Origin of the sequence: Acidilutibacter cellobiosedens (assembly GCF_004103715.1) — a bacterium.
Classification (GTDB): Bacteria; Bacillota; Clostridia; order Tissierellales; family Acidilutibacteraceae; genus Acidilutibacter; species Acidilutibacter cellobiosedens.
On the sequence record NZ_CP035282.1, the window covers coordinates 1,900,615 to 1,927,175 of the forward strand.

At 32.1% G+C, this 26,561-nt stretch carries 29 protein-coding genes; all 29 read right to left on the minus strand.

Going from position 1 to position 26,561, the window contains the following annotated elements; genetic code table 11:
* Nucleotides 1–37: 37 nt before the first annotated feature.
* The 29 genes from spo0A to spoIIIAC all read right to left on the minus strand — a co-directional run bounded on the left by spo0A (nt 38) and on the right by spoIIIAC (nt 26,561).
* Complete coding sequence (gene spo0A / locus EQM13_RS09170; RefSeq protein ID WP_071138634.1) at nt 38–847, minus strand: sporulation transcription factor Spo0A; 810 nt, start codon at nt 845–847, stop codon at nt 38–40.
* 410 nt (nt 848–1,257) lie between these two features.
* The gene (locus EQM13_RS09175; protein WP_128752493.1) at nt 1,258–2,424 is read right to left on the minus strand and encodes a PucR family transcriptional regulator; all 1,167 of its coding nucleotides are present in this window, start codon (nt 2,422–2,424) and stop codon (nt 1,258–1,260) included.
* A 2-nt stretch (nt 2,425–2,426) separates the two neighbouring features.
* Nucleotides 2,427–3,248, minus strand: a complete 822-nt coding sequence (locus EQM13_RS09180) for a hypothetical protein (RefSeq protein WP_071138632.1) — start codon at nt 3,246–3,248, stop codon at nt 2,427–2,429.
* Between the two features lie 10 nt (nt 3,249–3,258).
* On the minus strand, nt 3,259–4,356 hold the full coding sequence (locus EQM13_RS09185) for a DUF917 domain-containing protein (RefSeq protein WP_128752494.1): 1,098 nt from the start codon (nt 4,354–4,356) through the stop codon (nt 3,259–3,261).
* A 66-nt stretch (nt 4,357–4,422) separates the two neighbouring features.
* Nucleotides 4,423–6,018, minus strand: a complete 1,596-nt coding sequence (locus EQM13_RS09190) for an AroM family protein (RefSeq protein WP_240662913.1) — start codon at nt 6,016–6,018, stop codon at nt 4,423–4,425.
* A complete protein-coding gene (locus EQM13_RS09195) occupies nt 6,011–7,804 on the minus strand; it encodes a dipeptide ABC transporter ATP-binding protein (RefSeq protein ID WP_071138629.1) in 1,794 nt (597 codons plus the stop codon). Before EQM13_RS09195 ends, EQM13_RS09190 begins: the two co-directional genes overlap by 8 nt.
* A 14-nt stretch (nt 7,805–7,818) precedes the next feature.
* Nucleotides 7,819–8,721, minus strand: coding sequence for a nickel transporter permease (gene nikC, locus EQM13_RS09200; RefSeq protein WP_071138628.1), 903 nt, complete (start codon nt 8,719–8,721; stop codon nt 7,819–7,821).
* Between the two features lie 15 nt (nt 8,722–8,736).
* Entirely contained in the window at nt 8,737–9,747 is a 1,011-nt protein-coding gene (locus tag EQM13_RS09205; protein ID WP_071138627.1) for an ABC transporter permease, read from the minus strand.
* A gap of 186 nt (nt 9,748–9,933) precedes the next feature.
* Nucleotides 9,934–11,511: an ABC transporter substrate-binding protein gene (locus EQM13_RS09210; RefSeq protein ID WP_071138626.1), complete on the minus strand. Its 1,578-nt coding sequence runs from the start codon at nt 11,509–11,511 to the stop codon at nt 9,934–9,936.
* Between the two features lie 489 nt (nt 11,512–12,000).
* Nucleotides 12,001–13,308 carry a SpoIVB peptidase gene (gene spoIVB, locus EQM13_RS09215; RefSeq protein WP_071138625.1) on the minus strand — a complete coding sequence of 436 codons (1,308 nt, stop codon included), beginning with the start codon at nt 13,306–13,308 and terminating at the stop codon, nt 12,001–12,003.
* A gap of 169 nt (nt 13,309–13,477) precedes the next feature.
* Nucleotides 13,478–15,178: a DNA repair protein RecN gene (recN, locus tag EQM13_RS09220; protein ID WP_071138624.1), complete on the minus strand. Its 1,701-nt coding sequence runs from the start codon at nt 15,176–15,178 to the stop codon at nt 13,478–13,480.
* A gap of 16 nt (nt 15,179–15,194) precedes the next feature.
* Nucleotides 15,195–15,647 (minus strand): arginine repressor, encoded by a 453-nt coding sequence (gene argR / locus EQM13_RS09225; RefSeq protein ID WP_071138623.1) that lies wholly within the window; start codon nt 15,645–15,647, stop codon nt 15,195–15,197.
* Nucleotides 15,648–15,683: 36 nt separating this feature from the next.
* The gene (locus EQM13_RS09230; RefSeq protein WP_071138622.1) at nt 15,684–16,487 is read right to left on the minus strand and encodes a TlyA family RNA methyltransferase; all 804 of its coding nucleotides are present in this window, start codon (nt 16,485–16,487) and stop codon (nt 15,684–15,686) included.
* A gap of 10 nt (nt 16,488–16,497) precedes the next feature.
* Nucleotides 16,498–17,112, minus strand: coding sequence for a hypothetical protein (locus tag EQM13_RS09235; protein ID WP_071138621.1), 615 nt, complete (start codon nt 17,110–17,112; stop codon nt 16,498–16,500).
* Between the two features lie 425 nt (nt 17,113–17,537).
* Complete coding sequence (locus EQM13_RS09240) at nt 17,538–17,753, minus strand: hypothetical protein (protein ID WP_071138620.1); 216 nt, start codon at nt 17,751–17,753, stop codon at nt 17,538–17,540.
* Nucleotides 17,754–17,797: 44 nt separating this feature from the next.
* Nucleotides 17,798–18,673 carry a polyprenyl synthetase family protein gene (locus EQM13_RS09245; RefSeq protein WP_128752496.1) on the minus strand — a complete coding sequence of 292 codons (876 nt, stop codon included), beginning with the start codon at nt 18,671–18,673 and terminating at the stop codon, nt 17,798–17,800.
* A 3-nt stretch (nt 18,674–18,676) separates the two neighbouring features.
* A complete protein-coding gene (gene xseB / locus EQM13_RS09250; RefSeq protein WP_071138618.1) occupies nt 18,677–18,913 on the minus strand; it encodes an exodeoxyribonuclease VII small subunit in 237 nt (78 codons plus the stop codon).
* Entirely contained in the window at nt 18,900–20,126 is a 1,227-nt protein-coding gene (gene xseA / locus EQM13_RS09255; protein ID WP_071138617.1) for an exodeoxyribonuclease VII large subunit, read from the minus strand. Before xseA ends, xseB begins: the two co-directional genes overlap by 14 nt.
* A 2-nt stretch (nt 20,127–20,128) precedes the next feature.
* A complete protein-coding gene (locus EQM13_RS09260) occupies nt 20,129–21,094 on the minus strand; it encodes a tRNA (adenosine(37)-N6)-threonylcarbamoyltransferase complex transferase subunit TsaD (RefSeq protein ID WP_128752497.1) in 966 nt (321 codons plus the stop codon).
* Entirely contained in the window at nt 21,095–21,502 is a 408-nt protein-coding gene (gene nusB / locus EQM13_RS09265) for a transcription antitermination factor NusB (RefSeq protein WP_071138615.1), read from the minus strand. It lies immediately after the preceding gene.
* A 31-nt stretch (nt 21,503–21,533) separates the two neighbouring features.
* Nucleotides 21,534–21,773, minus strand: coding sequence for a DUF2273 domain-containing protein (locus tag EQM13_RS09270; RefSeq protein ID WP_234958743.1), 240 nt, complete (start codon nt 21,771–21,773; stop codon nt 21,534–21,536).
* Between the two features lie 20 nt (nt 21,774–21,793).
* Nucleotides 21,794–22,345, minus strand: coding sequence for an alkaline shock response membrane anchor protein AmaP (gene amaP, locus EQM13_RS09275; protein ID WP_128752498.1), 552 nt, complete (start codon nt 22,343–22,345; stop codon nt 21,794–21,796).
* Nucleotides 22,346–22,403: 58 nt separating this feature from the next.
* The gene (locus tag EQM13_RS09280; protein ID WP_071138914.1) at nt 22,404–22,799 is read right to left on the minus strand and encodes an Asp23/Gls24 family envelope stress response protein; all 396 of its coding nucleotides are present in this window, start codon (nt 22,797–22,799) and stop codon (nt 22,404–22,406) included.
* Nucleotides 22,800–22,871: 72 nt separating this feature from the next.
* A complete protein-coding gene (locus EQM13_RS09285; protein ID WP_071138613.1) occupies nt 22,872–23,504 on the minus strand; it encodes a SpoIIIAH-like family protein in 633 nt (210 codons plus the stop codon).
* A gap of 13 nt (nt 23,505–23,517) precedes the next feature.
* Nucleotides 23,518–24,102: a sporulation stage III protein AG gene (locus tag EQM13_RS09290; RefSeq protein WP_128752500.1), complete on the minus strand. Its 585-nt coding sequence runs from the start codon at nt 24,100–24,102 to the stop codon at nt 23,518–23,520.
* On the minus strand, nt 24,086–24,757 hold the full coding sequence (gene spoIIIAF / locus EQM13_RS09295) for a stage III sporulation protein AF (protein WP_161567207.1): 672 nt from the start codon (nt 24,755–24,757) through the stop codon (nt 24,086–24,088). The genes EQM13_RS09290 and spoIIIAF overlap by 17 nt, the downstream gene beginning before the upstream one ends.
* A gap of 8 nt (nt 24,758–24,765) precedes the next feature.
* Nucleotides 24,766–25,950 carry a stage III sporulation protein AE gene (spoIIIAE, locus tag EQM13_RS09300; protein WP_071138610.1) on the minus strand — a complete coding sequence of 395 codons (1,185 nt, stop codon included), beginning with the start codon at nt 25,948–25,950 and terminating at the stop codon, nt 24,766–24,768.
* Between the two features lie 11 nt (nt 25,951–25,961).
* The gene (gene spoIIIAD, locus EQM13_RS09305; RefSeq protein ID WP_071138609.1) at nt 25,962–26,348 is read right to left on the minus strand and encodes a stage III sporulation protein AD; all 387 of its coding nucleotides are present in this window, start codon (nt 26,346–26,348) and stop codon (nt 25,962–25,964) included.
* Between the two features lie 15 nt (nt 26,349–26,363).
* On the minus strand, nt 26,364–26,561 hold the full coding sequence (gene spoIIIAC, locus EQM13_RS09310) for a stage III sporulation protein AC (protein WP_071138608.1): 198 nt from the start codon (nt 26,559–26,561) through the stop codon (nt 26,364–26,366).

A 26,561-nucleotide genomic window follows, 5' to 3' on the forward strand; every position in this document is an offset into this window, starting at 1 on the left:
CTGAATTTTTAAGTTTACTGATTATAACTTGATTTTACTAACTTTTGCTCTCCGCCATTTCCTGTTCCAGTCTTAATTTGTCGGCAACCATTGCAATAAATTCTGAGTTCGTAGGTTTCCCCTTGTCGGTATGAACGGTATATCCGAAAATACTGTCTATGGTATCTATTTTCCCTCTTCCCCATGCCACTTCGATGGCATGGCGTATAGCTCTTTCTACCCTGCTCGGAGTAGTATTGTATTTTCTTGCTATACTTGGATATAATTCCTTTGTAACCGCTCCCAATAGTTCTATATTATCTATAACCATAAATATAGCCTCTCTTAAATACAAATATCCCTTTATATGTGCCGGCACTCCGATTTCATGTATAATATTTGTTATTTTTGCCTCCATATTTTTATTTTCTTGATTTACAAAGGTTTGCTTAGGTATATTTATATATTGCCTTTGACTTGGTTTTTCAACATTAACACCTGTTATTTGTTTTAATCGTTTAATAAACACTTCAAAGTCAAAAGGTTTAACAATATAATAATCCACCCCCAGCTCAATAGCTCTTTGAGTTATCTTATCCTGACCGACCGCCGATAAGACAATAATTTTGGGATACTTTTCTAAAACCATGCTGTTGATTTTTTCTATAACTCCCAATCCATCAAGATGAGGCATAATAATATCCAATATAAGCACATCCGGCAATTTCTTTGCCACTAAATCAACTGCTTCAAGACCATCCTTTGCTATACCTACCACCTCAAAATCTTCATGCATACTGACATACTCTGAAAGAATGTCACAAAATTCCCTATTGTCATCTGCAATAAGTATGTTTACTTTCCCCAATACAATTACCCCCTCTGTATCTAATTTTAATCTTTATTTTGTATTCGACAAACAAAATTAATTTCCTTCTATGATAATGTAGTATTTTAATCATTTTTGTTTTTAATAATATAAAAAAGGCCCCAATTAAAATATTAATAAACTAAGGAAGCCTTTTTTGAAACCCATTTAACGGAAAATATAAATTAATGAAAATTGGATTTTCCTATGGGTTATAAAAAAGGCCCCAATTAAAATATTAATAAACTAAGGAAGCCTTTTTTGAAACCCATTTAACGGAAAATATAAATTAATGAAAATTGGATTTTCCTATGGGTTATAAAAAAGGCTCCAATTAAAATATTAATAAATTAAGGAAGCCTTCTTTGAAACCTGCTTAAAATCAAATTTGTATTAAGATATATTGTCTTTTACATTTTTAAAATTTTTGATATTTTGTATATCATACATATATTCTCAAAAAACTCAAATTCTCTATCTTCAAATCCTAATAATTCTTTTATTTTAAAAACTCTGTATCTTATAGTATTTTCATGTTGAAAACTTTCTTTAGCCATAGACTTTATATTTCCCTTATGCTTTATATAAAGTAGAAGAGTTTTTACAAGATCTCCTTTTTTATTTGAATCATATTCTATTAAAGGCTGCATAAATTCTTCATAAAATGTTTTTAAGATTTCATTTTCCTTTATTGTCATCAATAATTTATATGTTCCTATCTGATTGTAAAACTCCGTTTTACTGCCCTCAAACTTTGAAACTTTACATGACGATATTGACTGCTCGATTGCAGCTTTTATTTGATACAACTTTTCAAAGGAATTACTTATTCCGATATTATATTTTGATACCTGTGAATCCAATATAGCAGCCATCCTCTTTACATTTCTATCCATTTCTTCTTTGCTTATTTTGTTATCAGAATAAACAAACATTAGAATATAATTATAGTACAAGGTTAAAAAAGTATCAGGTCTGTTTTCAAATAGGGACATTAAATATTTAGCCTTACTCTCATCATATTTATCAAATGATATGCACAATACGCTTATATTTTCCAAGAATCTCGGATTTAATCTATAGGCCAAGGACACAATTTCCTCTTTTGTATTATTTTCGTTTAAAATATCGTTTAAAATGGATATATTTATTTGACTGTCCTGATTTGACAATAAAGCTTTACTCACATCCATTATTATATCCGCATAGGGAATGTCCCTTCTGATCATTATAATCGGATAATTTACCTTATTTGCATAATCTATTACCGACTTATCAATTTCTTTAAAATATCTTTTTACAATGCAAATTCCACTCGAATTGTATTTATTATATAATTTTATAGTATCAAGAAGAATATCCCTTGAATCCTTTAATGCATAAAAACTTGTTATTAAAAATTCTCCTTCTACAAACAGCAAATTTTCTTTCCCTATTATTTCCAAATCTATTGGCAGATCCGGACACTCGCATACACTTACTCTATGGATTCTTCTGTTTAAGCCTCCGATCCCTGCAACTACTTCTCCTTCTCTTAAAGAAGGAAGTTTTAAAGCATCAGATATTGTTATAAACAAAGTTAAACACCACTCATCCTTTTATATATACAGGCAATATGATCCTTACAATACTCATTAGGCGATTTACATTCTGATATATTATAATCATCTTTTTTCATACGTTTTGTCTTTAAAATAATTTCATAGATTTTATCCAGCTCATCGGATTCCCCTGATATGTCCATAGTTATACTTCCCTGAGCTTCACCTATTCCTCCCGCAGAAATAACCGTTCCCTTTACTTTAGCTAACCTTTCTATTCCACTTACTTCCGTTATTATTTCACCTATCAGAGGAACCAAACCGACTGCCATGCCAAACGAATATTTTTTCTTTAATCTGCCTGTTTTTTTTATTATATCATTAATATTTCCTGGAACAAGTTTTTCATAACCTGCAGGTATCATTATGTTTATTCCTTCTCCATACCAGTTGGAAAGAGCATAGGGTACTTCTCCGCCAAGAGATGATCCGACCATCATAGCTGCATTTCCATAATTATCTATTGCATTTGCCCCGCATATTATTACATCATCTTTTTTTATATTTTTAATATCCCTAAAAAAAGTATCATCAATGCCATAGAATTTTCCGTCTTCCAAAATAGCTACATGGGGAACGCTGAAATCCATATTCATTTTTGTTCCTCTTTTACTTACAACTCCACATACACTTACCTTCTCTCCGCATAATAAATAGCAAACTTTCGAAACGGTACTTCCGCCTTTGAACACTATTCTCCCTTTCTCTAAAGCTTTCTTTATCCTTTTATCTTCTCTTATTGAAAGGGCTATAATATATTTTGATTCTTCCGGCGTTAATGTTACTTGCAATATCTCCATCTTTTCTCCTTTATATATACGGTTTCCAATCTATATCATGCCCGAAGTGCCTTGGCCCAAAAGTCTTTAAACCCTTTTCGGTAGTCCATTCTTTCGGCGCGGGAAGTACTATAACGGAAACTTTCATCCCTTCTTTTCCGTAGGGATTTAATAATGGTTCTTTTTCGTCTTCGTTAAATATACAAATAAGATCCGGTACTACCGCATCATATTTACCGTTTCTCCAAGTTATTATATTTTCATTTTTATACCATACTTTAAATTCATCATTATTGTACTCACCACTTCCCTTTATTGTAAGTGTTCCCACAGTAAAACCTTCCAATGTATCCCAATCATTGGAAAAGATACATCCTTTAAATATTACTTTTCCCTTGCCGGAGTCCGCTATTTTTTCTGATATATCTTCATTATTTTCCTTTGCTGTTCTATATGCTCTCCCGATTTTCAAAGCATTCGTTATTGCACCTCTTATAACTGCTTTTTTCAAAGTCTTTGTCGGTTCAACATGATCTACTACCGCTATACTGTTTTGGCTTACAACTGCCAAAGCTCTGACTAAAGATTCAGCTCTAAAGTCATTCACCACATTAGTAATTATGACAGATTCTCCGAATTTATTTACTAAGGACATAGGATGAATACTTACATTGTTTAAATAATAAGTCGAATGTTGAAGTTCCGGCACCGACCTTCCTGCCGGGTCAGCATCCACTATATACTTTCCCGCCATTGCTCCGCTATAAAAAGCTGTTGCAGTATTTCCACCTCCAAGTTCCGTAGATATCACTGCTTTTACTTCCTTTCCGAGATATTTCTCCATTTCCCTGAGAGCAATAACATGGGAAGCTTCTTCTGTTACCGGAAGTCCTTCATATTTTTTTATTTCTTCTTCTGTTAAGGGAGATATTGCTCCGCATGAGTATGGAGTAGCAATAAGATCATCATCCTCTAATTCATCAAAATCAACAAGGATGAATTCCTTGTTAAGGTCCAAAGCCTCATCAATTTTTTTTATACCGTCAGATAAGCTTCCCCCTCCTCCGGTTCCTAATATAGTTGCACCATAAAGTATATCTATTAAATCCTGTCTTGTAAGTTTTATCATTTCAATCTTCTCCTTTTATTTGAAAATTAAGTTAAGCAAAAACTGTTTTATCTTTCAATTCCCATATCAAGCCAAAGTCTTTAACAGCCTTGTTGCCAATACCCTTGGCACAAGTACATTTTTACCGGATTCTTTTTCTACTATATTTCCCATATCTTCCGTATATCCCATACAATCCATCAAAATGATATCTACATCTTCACTTTTAAATTCCTTTGCCTTTTCAGAAATAAATTTTTTATCTTCATAAGGTTCTGCTGACTTTATAATCGGCTTATATCTCTCATACTGCTTACATGAATCTCTGATCTGTTCTTCCTCAGGCACAAGTATTCCTATTCTTTCCACTCCAATTGCGTCTAATGTAGCCCTTATTATCTTCTCGGGCTGTAAAACCATGGATTTCTTATTGAAATCTTTAAATTTACCTGTACACATAAGCATTGATGCTTTTATATTTCTTTCTTCAAGTTCTTCTATCTTTTTCTGGACTAATTTCCATGCACTATTTTCAGATATCTTAACAATTTTGTCTTCTCCTATTATTGTCACAATAAAAGGTTCTCCCTTTGCAGGCCAAAATTTTTCTTTCACTTCATCATAATTGTAGCCATCCAATGCTCCTATGGAAATTACCTCTAATTCAGGCTCAAGTATATCATTTATATTTTCGGTAATGTCACTTCTTGCTGCCTGTCCCATAGTAATCAATCCGACTTTTTTCTTGATCTGAACTCCCTTAGTTTGAAATCTTCTCTGACTGCCATAAAGTCTTTTAATAATGTTATATTCTTTAGGGTCATAAAATAAATTTGGATTCTTAGGAAATTCTTTTGCTATTTCTACTATATATCTTGCCGCCTGTTCTATATCAAACAAGTGAGTCGACCCTGTTGCACATCCTGCTATAGGAAGTTCAGTTGTTATAGCTATCCCCAATACAGGAGCTTTTGTAACTGTAGAAGGCTGCAATATACTGTTAAGATGAGAAAGCCTATTTCCATAAGGAGTTATATCCTGTTGTGCCAAGGGAAATACTACCGGCATCTTGCCTGTCGTTCTTTTCATTATATCTAAAAGGTATTTACTTACGCTTAATATATATCCTTCTTTTACCGTGTTTGATATAGCATATCCGTTATTATTTATAATCTCGTTTCCCTTTGTTGTATCTACACTTATAATTGCATCCATGTCTTCATATATGCAATTTTCATTTATATCTTCATCATCTACCGATGATCCCATAAACGGAACGGGAAAATGATCTACAACAGGGGCATTAGGACATATATGGGTTGTAATGATGACATCGGAGTCAAGTCTGTCACCTTTTTTATTCATTCTCAGAATCTTAAGGCCCGCTGCCAATACGGTCAAAGCACCATCCCCGTCCGAAACAAATCCGGTTAATTTCGGTCTTGCACCTATACCTCCGAGAGTCCCCGTTATCCCAAGGGTAGGAGCACTTTTACCAATTGATTTTCCATTTCTACCTTTTATTTTTATATATATAAAATCTGTGCTTCCCTTGTCCGTAGTCACTCTGTTTATTTTATATTCAAAATCACCGGATTCATTTTTAAAAACATCTACTACATCCTGTCCTGTAACATTTTTATCATCCATAATTTCATATAAATCTATAACTTGTCTAAGCATTATGCCCCTCCTCAAATAATAAACATGATACATAATGTTCTTTATCCAAATATGTTATTGCCGGTTTCCTTTTCTTACATTCTTCTGTTGCATTTTTGCATCTTGTATGAAATGAACAACCTGACGGTGGATTTATGGGACTCGGTATATTGCCTTCCAAAGTAACCAATGATTCTATTCCTTCTTTACCAAGTTTCGGTATGGAATTGAATAAAGCTTTTGTATAAGGATGTTGAGGAAATTCAAATATTTTATCTGCTGTCCCAAATTCCACGATTTTTCCAAGGTACATAACTGCTATTTTATTTGACATCTGATTGACTACGCCGAGATCGTGAGATATAAGAATATTTGTAAGCTCAAATTTATCTTTCAGATTCCTTAATAGCTCCAATATCTGTGCCTGAGAAAACACATCTATCGACGATGTAGGCTCATCAAGGATGACAAGCTTTGGTTCGGAAGCTAAGGATCGCGCAATTGCTATTCTCTGTCTTTCTCCGCCACTGAATTCATGAGGATATTTAAATGCCGCATCTTCTTTTAATCCAACCATCTTTAACAGAGCATCTACTCTTTCCAATTTTTCTATGCTGTTAAGATGTTCATGAACATCTATAGGTTCTGAAATTATATCTTTAACAAGCCATCTTGGATTTAAAGACCAATAGGGATCCTGAAATACTATTTGTATATCCTTCCTTATATTTCTTATGCTTTTTTTGTCTAAGCTGTATATATCCTCTCCTTCAAATATAACTTTTCCTCCTGTAGGCTCAAAGAGCTTCAATATGGTATTTACAAGGGTGGATTTACCACAGCCCGATTCTCCAACTATGCCTAAAACTTCACCTTTTCTTAATTCAAAGCTCACATCATCAACTGCTTTTAGCTTCAGCACCTTTTTCTTGCTTAACTCATTTTTAACTTCAAAGTACTTCTTTAGATTTTTAACTTCAAGTATTACTTCATTATCATTTATTTGTTCTGTTCTTTTCTTCTTAGATTTTACTGCCTCAATCAATTGTTTCGTGTAATGCTCTTTCGGACTGTCTATTATTTCAGATGTCCTTCCCTGTTCTATTATTTTCCCTTTATATAAAATTCCAATATTATCACAAAATGCAGAAACCAAGCTCAAATTATTTGCTATAAAAAGTACCGTCATATTAAATTTTTCCTGAAGTTCTTTCAATAGTTTTAATATACTTGCCTGAATAGTAACATCCAAATTTCTTGTGGGTTCATCTGCAATTAAAAGTTCGGCTCCGCAGGAAAGAGCCAAGGCTATTATTATTCTCTGCCTCTGTCCTCCGCTCAACTGGTGAGGATATTTTTTCATTATATTCTCAGGGTCTGCCAGCTTTACTATTTCAAGTACTTTTACGGCTTCTTTTTCCGCTTCTTTTTCATTTATATTTTTATTTTTCTTTATAACTTGTACAATCTGATATCCTACTGTAAATACGGGATTTAAGGTAGACATAGGGTCTTGAAATATCATTGCGATTTTTTTACCTCTGATTTCCCTTTCAAGATATTTTTGATTTTTATTTAGTATATTTTCTCCTTCAAGTAATATCTCTCCCTTTTCTATTTCTCCCGGCGGACATTGAAGCAGTTTTAATATGGTAAGAGCCAATACTGTCTTTCCGTATCCGCTTTCTCCTACAATTCCGTAAGTAGTACCCTTTTCAATCTTTATACTTTCTATATCCAATACATTTTTTGTTCCTTCAAAGGTATGGTGGTTTACCTTTAAATTTTTTATTTCTAAAAAAGCCATTTTCCGTTCCTCCTTTATTTGTTCCTCGTTTTAGGATCAAGTATTTCTCTTATCCCATCTCCCAATAAATTAAATGTCAACACGGTTATGAATATTGACAACCCGGGAAATATACTGTACCACCATATATCAGGGAAATAATTTCTTCCTGTACTTATCATCAAGCCCCATTCAGGAGTCGGTGCTTGGGCACCGAGGCCTAAAAAACTGAGGGATGCTATAGTCATAATAACTCCACCCATATCCATTGATGCCTGTACAATAACCGGTGAAATCGTATTCGGTATTATATGTTTAAAGATTGTTTTAAATTTTGATGTCCCTATAGTTTCAGCAGCTTGAACAAATTTTCTTTCTTTCATGGATATGGCCTGCCCTCTGACAAGTCTCGTGTACCAAGGCCACCAAGATATTGCTATAGCCATCATGGCGTTATTTAAACTTGGTCCAAGAACGGAGACCATGGCTATTGCCAAAAGAAGAGGTGGGAAACTTAGAAATATGTCCGTAATTCTCATTATGACTTCATCTAACATTCCTCCGACAGTCCCTGCAATGGCACCTAAAGGCACTCCTATTATTAATGCCAGTCCAACAGAAAGAACTGCCGTAGTAAGGGACACTCTTGTCCCATAAATTACTCTGCTGAATATATCCCTTCCAAGTTCATCTGTACCAAAAAAATGGGTACGTGAAGGAGCAAGAAATTTATCTGCTATATTAGCCTCATTAGATATATGAGAAGGATACGGTATTATCAGAGGAGCAAATACAGCTATTAGGAACAAGACTATCATTACATAAAAGGATATTTGAGTAAGTCTGTTCTTTTGTAATAAATAAAATGATTGTTTTAATTCCTTTACCTTAGGTTTCATAATTTCTATAAATACATTTTTATTTGTGCTTTTTTCCATCTTCAACACCTTCTCCTATACTCTTACTCTGGGGTCCATAGCTATAATTATATCTGCGATCAAATTCAGTATTACATAACATGTAGCAGAAAATATAGTTACCCCTATTATTGCCGGATAGTCTAAAGTCACAACCGACGTTGAAACATAATTCCCTAATCCGGGCCAGCTGAATATCGTTTCTACCAGAAAGGTATTTACCAGCGTATAACCAAGAGATAATGTAAGCACCGTAGCTGTCGGCCCCAATGTATTTTTAAGTGCATAATTCCACAATACCTTTCTTTCCGAAATACCATAAGATCTTGATGCCGTTATATAATCTTCATTTAAAACTTCAAGGAGAGCTGATCTTGTCATTCTTGCCACAAGCCCAATAGGATAAAGAGCTATAGTTATGCCCGGAAGAATTATGTGAGTGAGGGCATCCCAAAATATTGCCCACTGTCCTGTTATCAAACTGTCAAACAAAAGCATTCCGGTAATATGAGGTAAATTATAAAAAATGGTTGTCTCCGTACTTACTCTGCCTCCGAGAGGAAGTATCCCAAGATTTCTATAGAAAATCAATTGCAAAAATAATGCAACCCAAAAAGTTGGAAGAGAAACCGAACCTATTGAAAAAAATCTGCTTATATGATCCATAGCCTTATCTTTTTTCTTCGCGGAATATATCCCCATAGGAATACCTATTATTATTGCAAGTATAAAACCAAACAAAACCAGTTCCAATGTTGCCGGGATGTAAGTTGCCAGTTCTTTCGTTATTGGCTGATGAGTTCTTAAAGAATTTCCGAGGTCTCCCTTTAACAAATCTTTTAAATAATTTATAAACTGTACAGGAATTGGTTTATTCAATCCCAGCTCTATCTTTGCTTTTTCTATCTGTTCCGGTGTAGCTCTTGCGCCAACCCATTTTGCAGCGGGATCTGACGGGACGATTCTTGCTATAATAAAAGTTATGGTTATTACTCCTAACAGCACAACCAGCCCCATCAAAAGTCTTTTAAAAATGTACTTTTTCATATGCCTTTCCCCTTTTAATTAAATTATATTAGATTTACATGAAGTATCTTTCACATCACAATCCCCTTTATTTTTTTATAAAAACAGATGCAAATAATTATTTAATATCTTAAATTTGCATCTGTTTTTATTTTGAGGGGAAATATCTTATTAGCAGGTAAATTTTAAAATTTTGTGATTCAAATTTTATTCTGTATACAAATCATAGAAATATATTACTCCTTCATAAGCAGGATTAGACTCAAATCCTTTTACTTTCTTATTTACAACCCATGTTGACTGATCATCATATATATTAATAAAATATGATTTATCAACCACTTCTTTTTGAACATCCACAAGTATTTTTTCAGCTTTTTCTCTGTCCGTAGCAATTAAATTTTCTGCTTCCTCTATCATAGAATCAAGCTTAGGATCCTTTATATATGAAAGGTTAAATGTTATATTTTCTTCCGATTTTACTAAACTTGTAAACCAGCTTATAGGACTCGCATAATCAGGCCACCAGTTCATAACAAGTATATCCTGTCTGTCCTGGGGATTCGTATTCTTCGATTTTTCCCACACGTTATCCCAGTTCATTTCTCTTATCTCAAGATCAATACCAAGTTTTTTTAGATTGATTTGATATAGCTGGGCAAAATTTCTATAGGCTTCAGTTCCTGACGTAAAAGTCATCTCAAGTTTTAATCCATTTGGGTCTACTCCCGATTTTTTAAGATATTCCTTGGCCTTATCCAAATCAAACTTATACTGAGGAATGCTTTCATCGTGTCCCCAAAGTCCCGGAGGAACAAGACCAAAAGATTGTTTTGCCTGTCCTTCCCTCACATCTACAACTGCTTCCTCATAAGGAAATGCATAGCTCAAAGCCTTTCTGAAATCCACATTATCAAGAGGCGGTTTTTCCGTGTTAAAAAATCCTATTACATTTCTCCATGTATCCTTATTTTCTACCAATAAATTTTCATTTTGTCTTAATGCCTTTAAATCCGTATTTGAAAACCTGTCGGCAAAAAGTGCTTCACCTTTTTCAAGAAGCTGTCTTCTGGCACTTCCTTCTGCAACCTTTTTGATTACAGCGTTAGAGTATTGCCCTTCTTTCCATCCTCCCCAATATTTATCGAATTTTTGGAAAACGACTTCTTCACCTTTCGTTATTTTCATAATTTTATATGGCCCTGAACCGGCATCATTTCCTTCATTAAACCATTCACTGTCTTTATCTATTGCATTAGGTGATATTATATATGCTGCATATCCGGCCGATGCTATAAGATCTATGGGAGCCGGATATTTAAGATTAAACGTAACTTCATACTCTCCTGTAACTTCTATTGATTCTACGCTGTCCCAAATAAAGGCCGCTCCAAGGTTCATATTTTTTGTTCTTTCTATAGATTTTTTTACTGCTTCTCCATTCAATGCTTCACCATCATGAAATGTTATTCCTTTCCTTATATTAAACACCCATGTCTTTCCATCTTCACTGGCCTTCCAGTTTTCTGCAATAACCGGTTTTAATTTCTGAGTCTTATAATCATATCTCGTTAAAGTTTCATACACATTTTGCAAAACTATTATTCCGTTTGAATATTCAACACTGGGATCCAAATTTATATATGGCTCCGTACTATAAGCATAATAGGCAATTTTTTTATCAGATGCCTCTCCCTTTTCAGAATCATTTCCCCCATTTCCACATCCGACTAACATAACTGCAATAAGCACTAAACATATTATTGCTGAAAATCCTTTTTTCATTATATTTTCATCTCCTCAATGCAACCCATTTATTTTTCATAATATTAACACAATTTAAGATTTAATTCTTTGTATTTTTTACAAAATTTTTTATATTTTTTTATAAAAAATATATTTTATTGCATTAAATCATTTTTTTATCCGATATTTACAATAATCGACATCATAATGATAAATAAATTAAATCCAATTATACCTTTTTTAATCCTCTTTTTTTAATAAACGTTTTCCATTTTTAAATTACTGATATGTAAATAAAAATTACTTTTTTTATAATAATTCAAATTCTAATATGAATAAGAAAAATTCTAAAATTTCATTTTTAGAATTTTTCTTAGTTATTTATCATTTAAAATAGCTTTTTGTAATATTTATATATACAATTTCTTTATCATATATAAATTTATTAAAAAGGAAGCCTTTTTTGAAACTCACCTGAAGTCAAGTATACATTAAAGTATATTATAAAAAAGATAGGATAAAATAATCCTATCTTTTAATTTCTAAATATTCACTATTATCATAACTATTTTTTATCTGTCTCAACATCCATTCTATATATAATCCGTATCCTTTCGACGGATCATTGACAAATACGTGAGTTACCGCACCTACTATCTTTCCATTTTGAATTATAGGACTTCCGCTCATCCCCTGAACAATTCCTCCGGTTTTCTGCAATAGCTTCTTATCTGTAACCCTTATAATCATACTTTTTTGTTCCGGAACTGTTTGATTATAAGCTTTGACTATTTCGATATCAAATTTCTCCACTTTTTCTCCGTCTATTGTACTTAAAATATAAGCTTTCCCTTCTTTAACTTCTTCTTTAAATGCAATGGGATAAGCTTTTGATTTACTCAGACTATTATTGTATAGATCTCCGTATATACCAAAGGAAGTGTTCTTATTTATATCTCCTATTGTACCTTCCGTTTCATAGAATATTCCTCTTATTTCTCCCGGGCTTCCTTTTTTGCCTTGTTCTACATTAGAAATCTTAGCATTCATAATTTTGCCGTTTTCCACACTTAAAAGTTTGCCCGTATCTATATCGGTAATTCCATGACCTAATGCGCCAAATACTTTCGTATTTTCGTCATAAAATGTTAATGTTCCTATTCCCGCTGTTTTATCTCTAACCCAAATTCCCAGCCTGTAGCAATTATCCTGCATGCTCTTTACCGGTTTTACTTCGGTTGTAAAATTAGCTTTATTCCTTTCTATCTCTACTTTTATACGAGTATCTTTTAAATCATTTAAAAGTTCAACCACATGTTGAGCATCTCTGATTTTTTGACCATTTATCTTTACTATACTATCTCCTGCTTTTATTCCGGCATCCTTAGCAGGATTATATTTTTTACCGTCTATACCTATAATATCTGCAACTGCAACTACCAATACACCCTTTGTATTTAACTTTACACCAATGGAATTTCCTCCAGGAATTAAATAGGGTCTTTCTATTACTTTCACTTTTACATCTTTTACAGGTATTAATCCAAGTAATTTAAATTGAAACTCAGTATTACCTATTTCTATTCCATCTATACTATAAGATCTTTTAAAAGACGAATTATCTTTTTCATAACTCACCGGCTTAACTATTTGATTATTTGACTCTGTTTCGTCAAAGGTAAAGGGTAAAAGAATATCAAGAACTTTATTCTCTCCTTTAATTACATTTATTTCTACCGGTAAGCTGTAAACACTGATTAATTGTATAATGGAAATAAAAAACAAAATCAGAAAAAAATTACAGAAAATTCTTTTATGTCTATAATGTTTAGTCAATAAAAATCACTCTCCCAATCTTGCCTTTTCTATCTTCACCTCCAAAAAAAAATTTTTTGTGCAAATATAATTTAGCCTTTTTGAGAGTTAATTATTCTCTGTAATTATTTATTGATATGTAAAGCACAATAATTTTTGGAAAAAAAAACACTTTAAATTATAAAGTGTTCTAAGTAATTTTTTTAAATTTTTTTGACATTTCCAACATTTCCTTTGCGTGAAGCTTAGTTGTATCAGTTAAATTCACTCCACCTAAAAGTCTCGACATTTCAGCTATTCTTTCCTCATAATTAAGTATTTTAACTTTTGTGCTTGTCCTCCCATTTACGATTTCTTTTTTTATAGAAAAATGCGTATCAGCTAATGCGGCAATCTGAGGTAAATGAGAAATACATATTACTTGACGTCCTTTTGATATTTTATAAATCTTTTCTCCTACTATTTGTGCCGTTCTTCCGCTGATCCCAGCATCTATTTCATCAAAAATTAAACAAGGTATTCTGTCGTATTTTGCAATGACCGTTTTAAATGCAAGCATTATTCTTGACATTTCTCCTCCGGAAACTATTTTTGATAATGGTTTCAATTCTTCTCCCAAATTAGTTGAAATTAAAAATTCAATTATATCAAATCCCTCTTCTCCATAATACTTCATTTTTTTAAAATTTATTTTAAATATAGAATTTTTTATATTCAATGTATGAAGTTCCTTTGAAATATCCGATTCTAATTTTTTAGCTATTTTTTTTCTCATTTCCGATAAAATGGTTGAATTTTTATTTAGTTCATTTTCCGTTTCCTCTATTTTTTTATTTATTCTCTCTATTTCCTTTTCATTATTAATCAGTTGATAAAGTCTTTCCGAGATACTGTTTTTATAATTAAGTATTTCCTCTAAACTGTTCCCATATTTTTTCTTTATTTTATATATGAGATTCAGCCTTTCTTCTAAAAATGCAAGCCTTTCTTCATCGAATTCGGTATTTTCAATATAATTTTTAAGTCCTCTTGAAATGTCCTGGATTTCAAAGTTTACATTTTCCAAAGCTGATGAATATTGATTTAAATCTTCATCATATCTCTTTACCGAATTCATCAGACTTATACTCTTATTGATTCCATCCGATACGGAAATGCTGTTATAGTCTTCCGAATCCAGTATATTTATAATCTCTCCTACATTTAAGGAAATATTTTTAATATTGGACATTTTATTGTACTCATCATATACTTTCTTTTCTTCTCCATCAGAAAGTTTAGCACTATCTATCTCCTCTATTTCATATTTTAATAAATCTATTTCTCTATCCTTTTCTTTTGAATCAATTGAAAGCTTTTTAAGCTCTCCCTTTAAAGAAACAATTTGATTATATTCTTCACTGATTTTTTTCTTTAAAATATTAAATTTATCGTCGCCGAAATCATCTATCAACTTTATGTAACTTCCTACATTCAGCAGGGACTGATGTTCATGTTGACCATGAATATCAATTAATTTCTGTGTCACATCATTTAGGATATTTAATGTAACCGTTTGTCCATTTATTCTTGACACACTTCTTCCAGTTGAAAAGATTTCCCTTGATAAAAGAAGGGAGTTGTTATCTTCCTTTTCAATGCCGTACTTTTCAAGAATATCATCGATTTCTTTGGAATTCTCAATATAAAACAGTCCCTCCAATATTGCTCTGTCGCATCCTGTTCTGATCAAATCCTTATTAGCTCTACTCCCCAGAATTAAATTTATAGCATCTACAACTATTGATTTTCCTGCTCCGGTTTCCCCGGTTATAACATTTAGCCCTTCAGAAAAATTAATCTTCAGGCTATCAATAATAGCAAAATTTTTAATATTTAATTCAACAATCATATATTACTCCTCCAATTTAATTAAGAAAACTGGTAAGTATTTTTAATACATAATCGGTTTTTTCCTCTTTTTCAATCGCAACAAATATAGTATCATTTCCGGCAATAGAACCTGCTATTCCATCAATTTTAGCAGTATCTATTGCTGAAGCGCAAACTTGAGCTGCTCCCGGCAATGTTTTTATTATTATTATATTTTCGGCAACATTAAAATCGATTACTGAACTTTTAAAAATCTTTATAAGCCTTTCCGTAGTCCCTTCCTTGTTATCTTCCATTAATGCATATTTGTATTTTCCATTCTTTGATAATACTTTTACAAGTCTTAGTTCTTTAATATCTCTGGATATAGTGGCCTGCGTTATATCAATTCCAGCCCTTTTCAAATAATTAGATAAATCTTCCTGGGTTTCTATTTCAAAATTTTCAATTAGTTCAAGAATTTTGCTTTGTCGCTGATACTTTTTCATGTTTGCCTCCTTCGTACAGAAATTAATCATAATATTTTATAATAATTTATGAGCAGATTTAATAACTTCCTTAATCCTGCTATTGTCTACAACCTCTTCTGTCTTCCATTCCTTTTTTATAAACGATAAATACTCTGTATTTCCTTCTTTCCCTTTTATGGGAGAATAAGTCAATCCGCACATACCCATTCCTATACTGTCACAATAATCTCTTAAGCCTATTATAACATTTTCATGAATTTTATAATCTCTGACTATACCTTTTTTGCCTACATTATTTTTTCCGGCTTCAAACTGAGGTTTTATAAGGGCTACCATTTCTCCCTCTCCTTTCAATAATTCTTTAACTACGGGAAGAACCAACCTAAGGGATATAAAAGACACATCTACGGATGCGAAATCTCCTTCTACATCTAAATCTTCTTTTTTTAGATATCTAATATTAGTCCTCTCTTTCACAATAACTTTGGGATTATTTCTTATCTTTAAATCAAGTTGTCCATAACCTACATCTATGGCAACTACAATACCTGCTCCCTTTTGAAGCATACAATCCGTAAATCCTCCCGTAGAAGCTCCTATGTCTAAAGCCGACTTTCCCTTTAAAGTTATATTAAATTCATTAATTGCCTTTTCAAGTTTAAAACCACCTCTTCCAACATAGACAAGAGGGTCTTTCTTAACTTCTATAACACTGTCTTCATCTATTTTTTCTCCTGGTTTATCTATTTTTTTTGTACCAACATATACCGATCCTTCTTTAATAATCTTCTTAGCCCTTTCTCGTGAGTCAGCAAATCCCTTTTCTGTCAGCAAAACGTCAATTCTTTTTTGTATCATAAAACCGCTCCTAATATTTATCAGCTTTTTTGTTATTCTTCTTTTTTAAATCTGGAAGAAAATTAATATGAAATTTCTCTTCCATAAATTTAAAAAACTTTGAAGTCTGAATTATTATGTTGTTTTTATATTTAATTGCTATTTCTTTCCCAAAAGCCTTGCCTCCTACGGTAAGAGCTGCTATCAAAGAAGTAAAAATAACGCTAAGCATTGTCCCCCGTTTTATACTATATATATCGATTAATTCATAAATAATTGTAGTTCCCACGGCACCACTTATTATTCCACATATATCTCCTATTACATCATTACAAAAATTTGAAACCTGTCCCGCATTTCTTATCAATTTTATTGCATATACCGCCTCGTCGACTTTATCTGCAGCCATGGAATGAAAGGGCTTTTCTATCGCGGAAGTAATGGCTACCCCTATTATGTCAAATATGATTCCAATAAGTATTATAATTACGAGGAGTAAAAAACCCAATATTATATTCAACTCTTTTAACAGACTTTCTGAAATCAAAGTAAAAAATACAGACATTCCAAAAGTCCATAACAATATAAAGGTAATCCATTTAGTATTAAATTCATTGGAAAAAAATTTTTTCCCTCTTTTCCCCATTATTTTACCTCCAAGACCATATTAAATAAAAAGCTGATAGCTCTTGCTATCAGCCATAAAAGTGGCAGTATAATAGGTAAATTTTACGGCTTAAGGTCTAGTTGGATTTCCCAGATAGAAACTGCATGTCGCCATAACAGTGGTTTCCCTTTAATTCCATCTCTGCTCTGTTGCCAAAAGCAAGGCTAGATTACCATTTAGTCCGCACTGTAATCCCTAAAATACCTCTCATCTGAACAGTCTAGGAGTTTTCCTCTGACAGTCAGCCTATTTCTCAGCCTCTTTTGCAAATTAGGTTTCGATAACATAATTCTACACATTTTAGGCCTAAATCAGGTAGAATCGAACTTATCATCCGCCTATTTCACTCAAGGCAGGCTACTATGCGGTAATTCAATTAAAACCACAAGTTTATCATGTCATAATTACTGTATAGTATTTATAACAAGTCTCCACAAAGGCAGGGTCAACGCCTGCATGCCGTTGCAAGTCGCCCCATCCTTTTTACTCCCAGAAAAGACCCTCAACTGGGCGTCGAAAGCCTCAACCAGGAACTTCATCGATATGCCCTTTAACGGATTTTTAGCCCCGTTTTCAAAAATAGCTGTACTGACTAGAATACTGTACCACTTCTTTGCCATTTAAATTATATCATAATAAAATTATATTTTCAATAATAAAATGATTATTTATTCCGCCCAGTTAAATAATATGCAAATTTTTCAAAAAATTTAGCTCTATTTCTGTCCTTATTCACAAAATATTTAACTATATTTATGGCATTATTGTCAAGTTCTTCAATTTCTTTTTTTGCCTCGTCAACGGTATGAAAAGATAAGTAAGTGGTTTTGGAATCATCTTCTCCGCTGTTATAGTCTAATACATCATCTTTAATTTGATAACTTACGCCAATAGCTAACCCGTACTCTTCTAATTTTTTTAATTCTTCTTCACCTGCTCCTCCGATTATTCCTCCGGAAATCAATGAGGCTTGAATTAAAGCGGCAGTTTTATTTTTATACATAAAAAAAAGCTCGTCTCTTTCAATATTCTTTCCTTCCGATAATATATCAACTACCTGTCCTCCTACCATACCGTATATTCCTGAAGCATTTGCTATAACATTCATTGCTCTTACATACCTTCTGTAATCTTCTAATGTATGGCTTTTGTTAATAATATTTTCAGCCATGGTTTCATAGGCAAGATTTAAAAGACCGTCTCCTGCGAGTATTGCCAATGCATCTCCGAAAACTTTATGATTAGTAAGTTTCCCTCTTCTGTAATCATCGTTATCCATTGACGGCAGATCATCATGGATTAATGAATAAGTATGTATCATCTCTATTGCCAATGCAAATGGTATTGCATCTTCATACTCTCCCTTAAAAAGCTCGCAACTTTCTAAAAGCAAAATAGGCCTTAATCTCTTTCCTCCCGTAAACAAACTATATTCCATAGCTTCTACAATCTTTTTCTGATAACTGCATTCTTTAATGACGTTTTTTAATTCTTTGTCTATAACTTCTTTCAAGTTATTCATCTCTTGTAATAAATCCATTAATTAGTCCTCCAAATAAAAATCATTCTCCAAAATATTTCCTTTATCATCTTTTAGTAATACTTTTACATCCCCTTCAACTTTATTTAAAATATCAAAACAATATTTATAAAGTTCTACCCCTCTCTTGAAATTTTCAAAAGATTCTTCTAAGGTCAGATCTTTACTTTCCATTCTATCTACAATATCCTTTAATTCCTGGAGGGCCTTTTCAAAAGACAATTCGTTATTTAAATTCATTTTTAAGTACCCCTTTTTGTATTTTTGCCACTTTTCCTTTTATCATACCATCTTTTAATAAAACATTAAAGTTATCTCCGACTTTTATTTCTTCCACAGATTTTACTACCATTCCTTTATCATCATATATTACTCCATATCCCCTCTTTATAGATGACAAAGGGCTCAAAACATTCAGCTTATGCTTATATAAATCCAACTTGTTTTTTTCTTCCTTATACTTTGCCGTAAATAAAATATTTAAATGTTTAAATATGCCATCCAAATACTGTTTATCATCATTGATGACATTTGCTGGATTAGAATTTTTAAGCCTTTTTCCCATATACTCCATCTGAACAAAATTCCCCTTCATCACAGATAGAAAATTGGATTTTAAACTCTTATAGGAATTCTCCAGATCTTCTTTCAATAAACTCAATTTGGGAACAGCCAATTCTGCACCTGCTGAAGGAGTAGGAGCTCTTAAATCCGAAACAAAATCCGCAATAGTAAAATCTCTTTCATGGCCTACCGCTGAGATGACGGGAGTATTTAAATTATAAATTATTCTTGCAAGGTTTTCATCATTAAAGGAAAACAGTTCCTCATAAGAACCTCCTCCTCTTCCCATAATAATTAAATCAATATCATTCCTTGAATCTAAGTACTTTAATCCTTCTATTACATTTGAAGCTGCATTTTCTCCCTGAACCAAAGACGGATATATTATAATGTCCGCAATGGGAAATCTTCTTTTAATTACATTTAAAATATCCTTTATTGCAGCTCCCGTAGATGAAGTAACTATTCCGATTTTTTTAGGAAAAGCAGGAATAGCTTTCTTATTTTCAATATTAAATAAACCTTCTTTTTCTAATTTTAATTTTAAATTTTCAAAGGCTTCATATAATTCTCCGATTCCGTTTTTTTTGATATTTCTAACATATAACTGATAATCCCCATCTCTTTCATAGACGGATATATATCCTAACGCTATAACTTTCATGCCGTCTTCCAAAGAAAAATTCAAGGATTGATTATCATTCTTAAACATTACACATTTTAGCTTTCCACTTTCATCCTTCAATGAAAAGTACATATGACCGCTGTAGTGATGTTTAAAATTAGAAATTTCCCCTTCTACACACACATTGCAAAGTATCGGGTCCCCTTGAAAAAGTCTTTTTATATAAAAATTTATTTCACTTACCTTTAAAGGTTTTATATCCATATTTATATCTCCCAAACATGACCCTTTTTTATTCTCCCAAGGTTTGCCATTCCTACTCCGTTATCAGTACATATATCGGTATTGGGAAAATAACATTCAATATCATTATAATTTAAGCCTTTTAGAAGTTCATCCCTGATTATTGAATTAGATGAAACGCCTCCAATAAACAAAATATATTTTACATCGTATAAATAGGAGGCTTCTAAAACAATTCTAATAATAAATTGTGAAATACAATAGAATAGGGTATTAGCAATATCTTCCCTATAATATATATTCTCGCCGTAAATTTTTTTAAAATAATTTTCCATTCCGGAAAAATTGGCCCATGTGCCATGAGTACTCATCGGTAACTTAAGATTTATCCTCTTTCCTTTTTGAGAAATATAATCCAATTCCCTCCCACAAGGAAACCTAATTCCCATTGCCACTCCTATTCTATCGATAAGTTGTCCTATATTTAAGTCTTTTGTCCCACCAATTATATTAATATCAAAATTATCTTTCTCATTGTCAATTAATAACAATTCGGTAGTTCCGCCTGACAGGTGAAAGGCAAGAAATCTTTTTTCATCTTCTAAAGGACTATTTAACATTCCCGAACTTATATGCCCTTCCTGATGGCTAAACTGTTTTAAAGGTTTCTTCAATATGGAAGAAAGAATAAATGCCTGTCCTTTTCCTACTTGAAATACAGGCATGTATGAATCCTTAACTGTTCTTGGAGCTACACTTACGGATATAGTATTAATATTTCCCGGATCAATTATATTTGAAAGCTTATCGATCATTAGAGGTAAATTTTTCATATGCTGAAAAATTGCATCTTGTTGTCTCAACCCAACTTGATTTTTCTTCACTTCAAGTATCTTTCTTAAATCAATCAACGTGTTTCCTCCAGCGTCAATAACAGCCAAAGATGTAGTATAATTACTGGTATCAATTCCAACATAATATTTATCCATTTATCTATTCTCCATTGTTCGAACGAAATTTCCCAGCATTCCGTTAATAAATTTTGAAGATTCTTCTGTACTATACTTTTTGGCAATTTCTATCGCTTCATTTATGCATACTTCTATAGGTATATCCTCCCTGTATAAAAGTTCGTATATGGCGATTCTTAAGATGGACAAATCCACCTTCGCAAGTCTGCTTATTTTCCACCCTCTGATATTTTGAGAAATATTCTTGTCAATAGTATCCAAATTCTTTAAAATAGTAACTGCCGAAGAAGAAATGTACTCTTTCTCTTCTTTATTAAGTTCTCCGTTTTCTATAAAATCTTTTACACTGCTCTCAGAATAATCATTGTTCATATCCATTTGATATAATAACTTCATCGTTTCTTCCCTTGCCAATTTCCTTCCCATTATGATCCTCCTTTAGCAGAAACATTATATACTATTGCTTATTTTTACCTTGCGGAAGAAATTTATCCAAAAAGTGCTTTAAAGCCTCCATTTTGTCGGTTTTACCTCCTAAATAGCAGCCTATGCAAATACACAATACTATAAACAAAGTTTTAAAAAATCCCACTGTAAGTATAAAAATTCCAATCAAAAAACCTATTATCCCGCCTATAGTTTTTCCTCGGTTAGTATTCAAAATATTTACGATATTATCTAATATCTCTTTAAACACTTTTTAAACACCCCTGCTCTTTATTTTACTACTCTTGATGCAGTTGTAACATTGGATATTTCTATTTTTACTTCATTTACAGGAACACCTGTACATTCCTCAATATGTTCCTTAACTTTTTTTTGAAGTTCTTCGGACATTTGGGGAATATTTATTTCGGAAGAAACTTCCCCCTTAAGTCTGACTGACAAATTTCCTTCTGATATATCAACAGCATTTTTAACATTTCTGATTCCGCTAAATTTATCTGCAACGCTTTGTACTAATCCTTCTATTGTTTGAGATGAAATCTTCACTTCTCCCACATTATTATATTTTATAATATAAGCTTCTTTTTCGCCGCCATTTTCTCTTCCCTTAACTACCAAAAGAAAAAACCTTATACTTGCCAACAAAAAAGCAACGCCAATAACGGAAAAAACAAATTCTCCCTTCATGTTTTGCAAATATACATTCAGGTTTTCATCCGACAGGAACCATATATTATCAAAGGGAAATAATATAAGGACAATAGACAGTATCCCAATGCAAAATGTATAAATTGCCAACATCAATTTATCCAGCATATTCATAATATTACCTCCTTAAAAGTATTTAAATTTACCCTCTGTACGATCAGAGGGTAAATTTTTACTTTACTCTTGGTTCTTCCTCTAATTTAGGTTCTTTAGGAATATTTACCCCCTGTACATTTACATTTACTTCCACTACGTTCAATCCGGTCATAGTCTCAACAGTTTCTTTTACATTTTCCTGTACTTGTTTTGCTACTTCTCCAATCTTTGAACCATATTCCACTATTAAAAAAAGATCTATTGCCGTTTCTTTATCTCCAACTTCAACTTTAACACCCTTGGACAAATTTTTCATCCCGAGTATTTCAGTTATTCCGCCTGTTATTCCTCCGCTCATTCCGGCAACTCCCTTAACTTCCGTTGCTGCTAAACCTGCTATTATAGCTACTACCTCATTAGCAATCCTAACATTTCCATATTCGCTTTTTTCTTTATCATTAATTTCTGCCATAATATCCACCTCCATAAATTTTAATCTCCTCCAGTATATTATACCAAATGTGCATTAGTTTTACAAACTATTCTATGCCTTTTTCATTATTTTTATCTTATCTGAATCCAGATTTGTCTCACTTTTAATTATTTCCAATATTTTTACCACATCCTGCTCAGTCAGTTCCTTTGCAGATACTACAACCTTTGCACTGTCCTCCTTTAAAAATACCAAAGCATCATCAAACCCCTTTGCTTTAATCAGTCCTTCTATATATAATTCATTTTCCGATAAAGCTCCTATTCTCATAATTTCTTTTTGAGCTTCATCTCTTGTTTCGGCCTTTGTTTTTTCATTATTTACAATATCATTCAATTTATCAATTAATCCTGCTCTCATTTTATCTCTGGATAATCTGTACTCCACAAAATAATTACTTTTTTGGGCACTTACTTCTTCCGTAAGGGACTCCTCGATATTCTTATTGGTGTCTTCAATTAAATCTGCCGGATTTTCGCTTTCCACAACCTGAACCTTTTCTTCACTTATTGTTTGAAGAGAGTTTTTTTCATTTTCTTCTGCGAGTTTTTCCTCTTCATATTTCTGATATTCATTAGAAGATTTAATTGCTGATTTCTGAGTTAAATAATGATTTAAATATCCCGCCAATACCAACAGCACAACTAAAATAGTAATAAATGCAGGTTTTTTCACTGAAAACATTAATATCACCCTCCTAATTACTTGAATATACATCTACCTTACTGCCTGAAATTCCCAAAACGGTTTTTACCGCTTCATATAATTTTTCCTTTACCACAGCATCATCCGCTCCTTGGGCCACAACTATTACTCCGTTAACTTCCGGATTTATCTCCTTCAACGTTATAAATGAATCTTCATTTTCTTTTGTAACTATTTCGTAAACCGTATCCTCTTTAAGTGTTTCCCTAACTCCCCCTTGGGAATCCTTTTCACTTGTATTTTCTTGATTCTTGGTCGTATTTACTGCAGGTACTTTTTCCGTAGTATTTTGTAATGTAATCATGACATTTACCTCTCCTGCTCCTTTTATTTGGCTTAAGATGTTTTCTAATTTTCTTTCCAATATTGTCACGTAATCCTCCGTAGAATCTCTCTTCGATTTATCTGTCGTATTCGTTTCCCCTAAATTATAATTTCCTTTATTTTTACTGTCAGTAAACATACTTACTGTTATCAATATCATTACTCCAATAATTAGTATAATGACGAGTTTAGTTATATATTCTTTATTTCCCATTTTTTCTAACTCATCTTTTATTTTATTTAGTAATTTCATTTTCATCACCTGCCAATTTAGTATTTTTATATAAAACGATATTCTCATAAGGTACATTAAAATTTTCGGATATTACATCCTTAATATCTTTATTATCTATTATTTCTCTATTTGTAGAAGAGGGCTTTTGATTTTTACTAACTGTTATCTCTTCAATGTCATCAATTTTTATATTCTTTTTTTCACCCTCTTCTTCCTTTTTTTCTTCTTTAGCTTCTTTTATGTCCATTTCTATTTTTTTGATATTCCCGTAATCCTCCCTTTCTTCATCTTCTTGAAGCTCTATTTTAATGTCCGAAACGCTATAGTTTGTATTGGAACTTATAATTTCTTCAATTTCTCTTTTTAACTTATTTTTATATGCAGTTATCACCTGTTCTTTTTGAGCTGCCAACAAATCATCATTTTCTTTATAGCTTATATTCATGGTTTCAACAGAACTTGTAAGTAAGGATTTATCAACATCTATATCCTTGTTCTTATTTAAAAGCTTTATGATAGGGTTCATAATTGCTATAATTACTAAAATTCCTATTACCATATCCAAGAATCTTTTCATGTTTCCACTGGGAAGAATAATCTCAAGGAATGATATTAATATAAATAAAATCACTATATTTACAGCCCAGTCTTTTAAAAAACTTATATATTCCACTTTTCCACCTACCTTAACATCAAAGTAGCATTTCCTGCCTCTATAATAATAGTTATGGTTATAAAAAACATGGTTGCTACAGAAAGTATCGATGCTAATATTAAAGTCAAAGACTTACTTACCTCATTTAAACATTCAATTTCTTTCTGACCTGATATTGGTTCGATAATAGCTATTGTCAATTTATATAAAAATATTATGGAAATTATCTTCATGACCGGTATTATACATATTAAAAATAATGCAAATAACCCTATTACGCCTACCGCATTCTTAAGTATTGCAGAACATCCTACCACAGTTTCCACAGCATCCGAAAGAAATTTCCCTATTATTGGTATGAATTTATCTACCGCAAATTTAGCAGTCCTTATAGTTACACCATCAACCTTGGAAGCTACCCCATACATTGATATAACTCCTATAAAAACCGTTAATGCAATGCCAATTATCGTTACTGCAGCACCTCTTATAAGCTCAGCCAATCTTCCGAACTGAATTTTGTCCGATATTTTGCTTAACAAACCTATAATAAATGAAAAGAATATCAGCGGAAATATTATTCCTCTTATCACAGTTCCTACGATATTTACAGTCCCAATTATCAAGGGATTAAACATTACACTTGTGGTGGTTCCCCCAACTGCTATTAGCAAGCCCAACATGGGAGGAAGCATAATTTCCATGAAATTTACCATGTTATCTACCGCTTCCTTGCCTATAGATAATGATATGCTGAAGCTTCGTATCAGTATTATTGAAATAACCATATAAGAAACAAAATAAGCAAGTTTACTGACATTATTTGTTTCAAAAGAACTTTGAAGATTAGTAAGGATGCCCGATATTATCACTATAGATAATATATTTATTAGAATTGTAATATTTGCTAAGACCTCCTTTAAAAAAATCTTCAATATACCTATAAGAATCGACTTGCCATCTATTCGGTTTTCTCCCTTTATCATAGATAATATAAATTCTTTAAGGCTGATTTTGGGAAAATAATCATAAGTGGTTTTATCCAAATTATCAAGAAAATTTTCTATTCCGCTTAAATTCAATTTGTCAAACTGTTCTTCAATTAAACTTTTATTTTCCTCGTGTATTTCATCTTCAACCTCACTACAGAAACTTATTTGAGGGATTAGCAACAATAAAAATATTAAAAATAAACTTTTGTTTTTTTTCATAAAATCCACCTTTAAGGAAAAATTTTTATAATCATATCCATAAGAGCTATAAATATGGGCATTGATATAACCATTATTATTACTTTTCCTCCCAGTTCAATTTTATTTGCAATATTTTCTTCTCCGGCATCTTTAGAAATCTGAGCTCCAAATTCAACTACGTAAGATATTCCTATGATTTTTAAAATTGTTGTAAAATATGCAAAATCCACATTCGCTCTTTGGGCTAAATTACTTAATACTTGTACAACATTAAAAAGTTTGTCAATAACCATGGAAAATATAATAATACCTGTAGCTACACTTACAAGTAATGCATATTCAGGTCTTATACCTTTAAGTACTACTATTATTACTGTAGCTATAAGGCCTATTCCTACAATTCTGAATATATCCATAACCCCACTTCCCAGCTAATAAAGTTGAAATAAAGATTTTACATTTTCAAATAATTTGCTTATTAAATTTATAACTACTCCCAATACTATTATTACTCCAGCTAAAGTCGCTAAATAAGCATATTCTTCTTTCCCCGCTCTCTCCAATAATGTATGGAGTACTGCAGATAAAATTCCAATACTTGCTATTTTAAATATCAAATCCACATTCAT

Coding starts and splice junctions, on each gene's coding strand:
- EQM13_RS09180 (WP_071138632.1), bottom strand. CDS start 3,248: ATGGAGATATTGCAAGTAACATTAACGCCGGAAGAATCAAAATATATT.
- EQM13_RS09185 (WP_128752494.1), bottom strand. CDS start 4,356: ATGATAAAACTTACAAGACAGGATTTAATAGATATACTTTATGGTGCA.
- EQM13_RS09190 (WP_240662913.1), bottom strand. CDS start 6,018: ATGCTTAGACAAGTTATAGATTTATATGAAATTATGGATGATAAAAAT.
- EQM13_RS09195 (WP_071138629.1), bottom strand. CDS start 7,804: ATGGCTTTTTTAGAAATAAAAAATTTAAAGGTAAACCACCATACCTTT.
- nikC (WP_071138628.1), bottom strand. CDS start 8,721: ATGGAAAAAAGCACAAATAAAAATGTATTTATAGAAATTATGAAACCT.
- EQM13_RS09205 (WP_071138627.1), bottom strand. CDS start 9,747: ATGAAAAAGTACATTTTTAAAAGACTTTTGATGGGGCTGGTTGTGCTG.
- EQM13_RS09210 (WP_071138626.1), bottom strand. CDS start 11,511: ATGAAAAAAGGATTTTCAGCAATAATATGTTTAGTGCTTATTGCAGTT.
- recN (WP_071138624.1), bottom strand. CDS start 15,178: ATGATTGTTGAATTAAATATTAAAAATTTTGCTATTATTGATAGCCTG.
- argR (WP_071138623.1), bottom strand. CDS start 15,647: ATGAAAAAGTATCAGCGACAAAGCAAAATTCTTGAACTAATTGAAAAT.
- EQM13_RS09230 (WP_071138622.1), bottom strand. CDS start 16,487: ATGATACAAAAAAGAATTGACGTTTTGCTGACAGAAAAGGGATTTGCT.
- EQM13_RS09235 (WP_071138621.1), bottom strand. CDS start 17,112: ATGGGGAAAAGAGGGAAAAAATTTTTTTCCAATGAATTTAATACTAAA.
- EQM13_RS09240 (WP_071138620.1), bottom strand. CDS start 17,753: ATGGCAAAGAAGTGGTACAGTATTCTAGTCAGTACAGCTATTTTTGAA.
- EQM13_RS09245 (WP_128752496.1), bottom strand. CDS start 18,673: ATGGATTTATTACAAGAGATGAATAACTTGAAAGAAGTTATAGACAAA.
- xseB (WP_071138618.1), bottom strand. CDS start 18,913: ATGAATTTAAATAACGAATTGTCTTTTGAAAAGGCCCTCCAGGAATTA.
- xseA (WP_071138617.1), bottom strand. CDS start 20,126: ATGGATATAAAACCTTTAAAGGTAAGTGAAATAAATTTTTATATAAAA.
- EQM13_RS09260 (WP_128752497.1), bottom strand. CDS start 21,094: ATGGATAAATATTATGTTGGAATTGATACCAGTAATTATACTACATCT.
- nusB (WP_071138615.1), bottom strand. CDS start 21,502: ATGGGAAGGAAATTGGCAAGGGAAGAAACGATGAAGTTATTATATCAA.
- amaP (WP_128752498.1), bottom strand. CDS start 22,345: ATGAATATGCTGGATAAATTGATGTTGGCAATTTATACATTTTGCATT.
- EQM13_RS09280 (WP_071138914.1), bottom strand. CDS start 22,799: ATGGCAGAAATTAATGATAAAGAAAAAAGCGAATATGGAAATGTTAGG.
- EQM13_RS09285 (WP_071138613.1), bottom strand. CDS start 23,504: ATGTTTTCAGTGAAAAAACCTGCATTTATTACTATTTTAGTTGTGCTG.
- EQM13_RS09290 (WP_128752500.1), bottom strand. CDS start 24,102: ATGAAATTACTAAATAAAATAAAAGATGAGTTAGAAAAAATGGGAAAT.
- spoIIIAE (WP_071138610.1), bottom strand. CDS start 25,950: ATGAAAAAAAACAAAAGTTTATTTTTAATATTTTTATTGTTGCTAATC.
- spoIIIAD (WP_071138609.1), bottom strand. CDS start 26,348: ATGGATATATTCAGAATTGTAGGAATAGGCCTTATAGCTACAGTAATA.
- spoIIIAC (WP_071138608.1), bottom strand. CDS start 26,561: ATGAATGTGGATTTGATATTTAAAATAGCAAGTATTGGAATTTTATCT.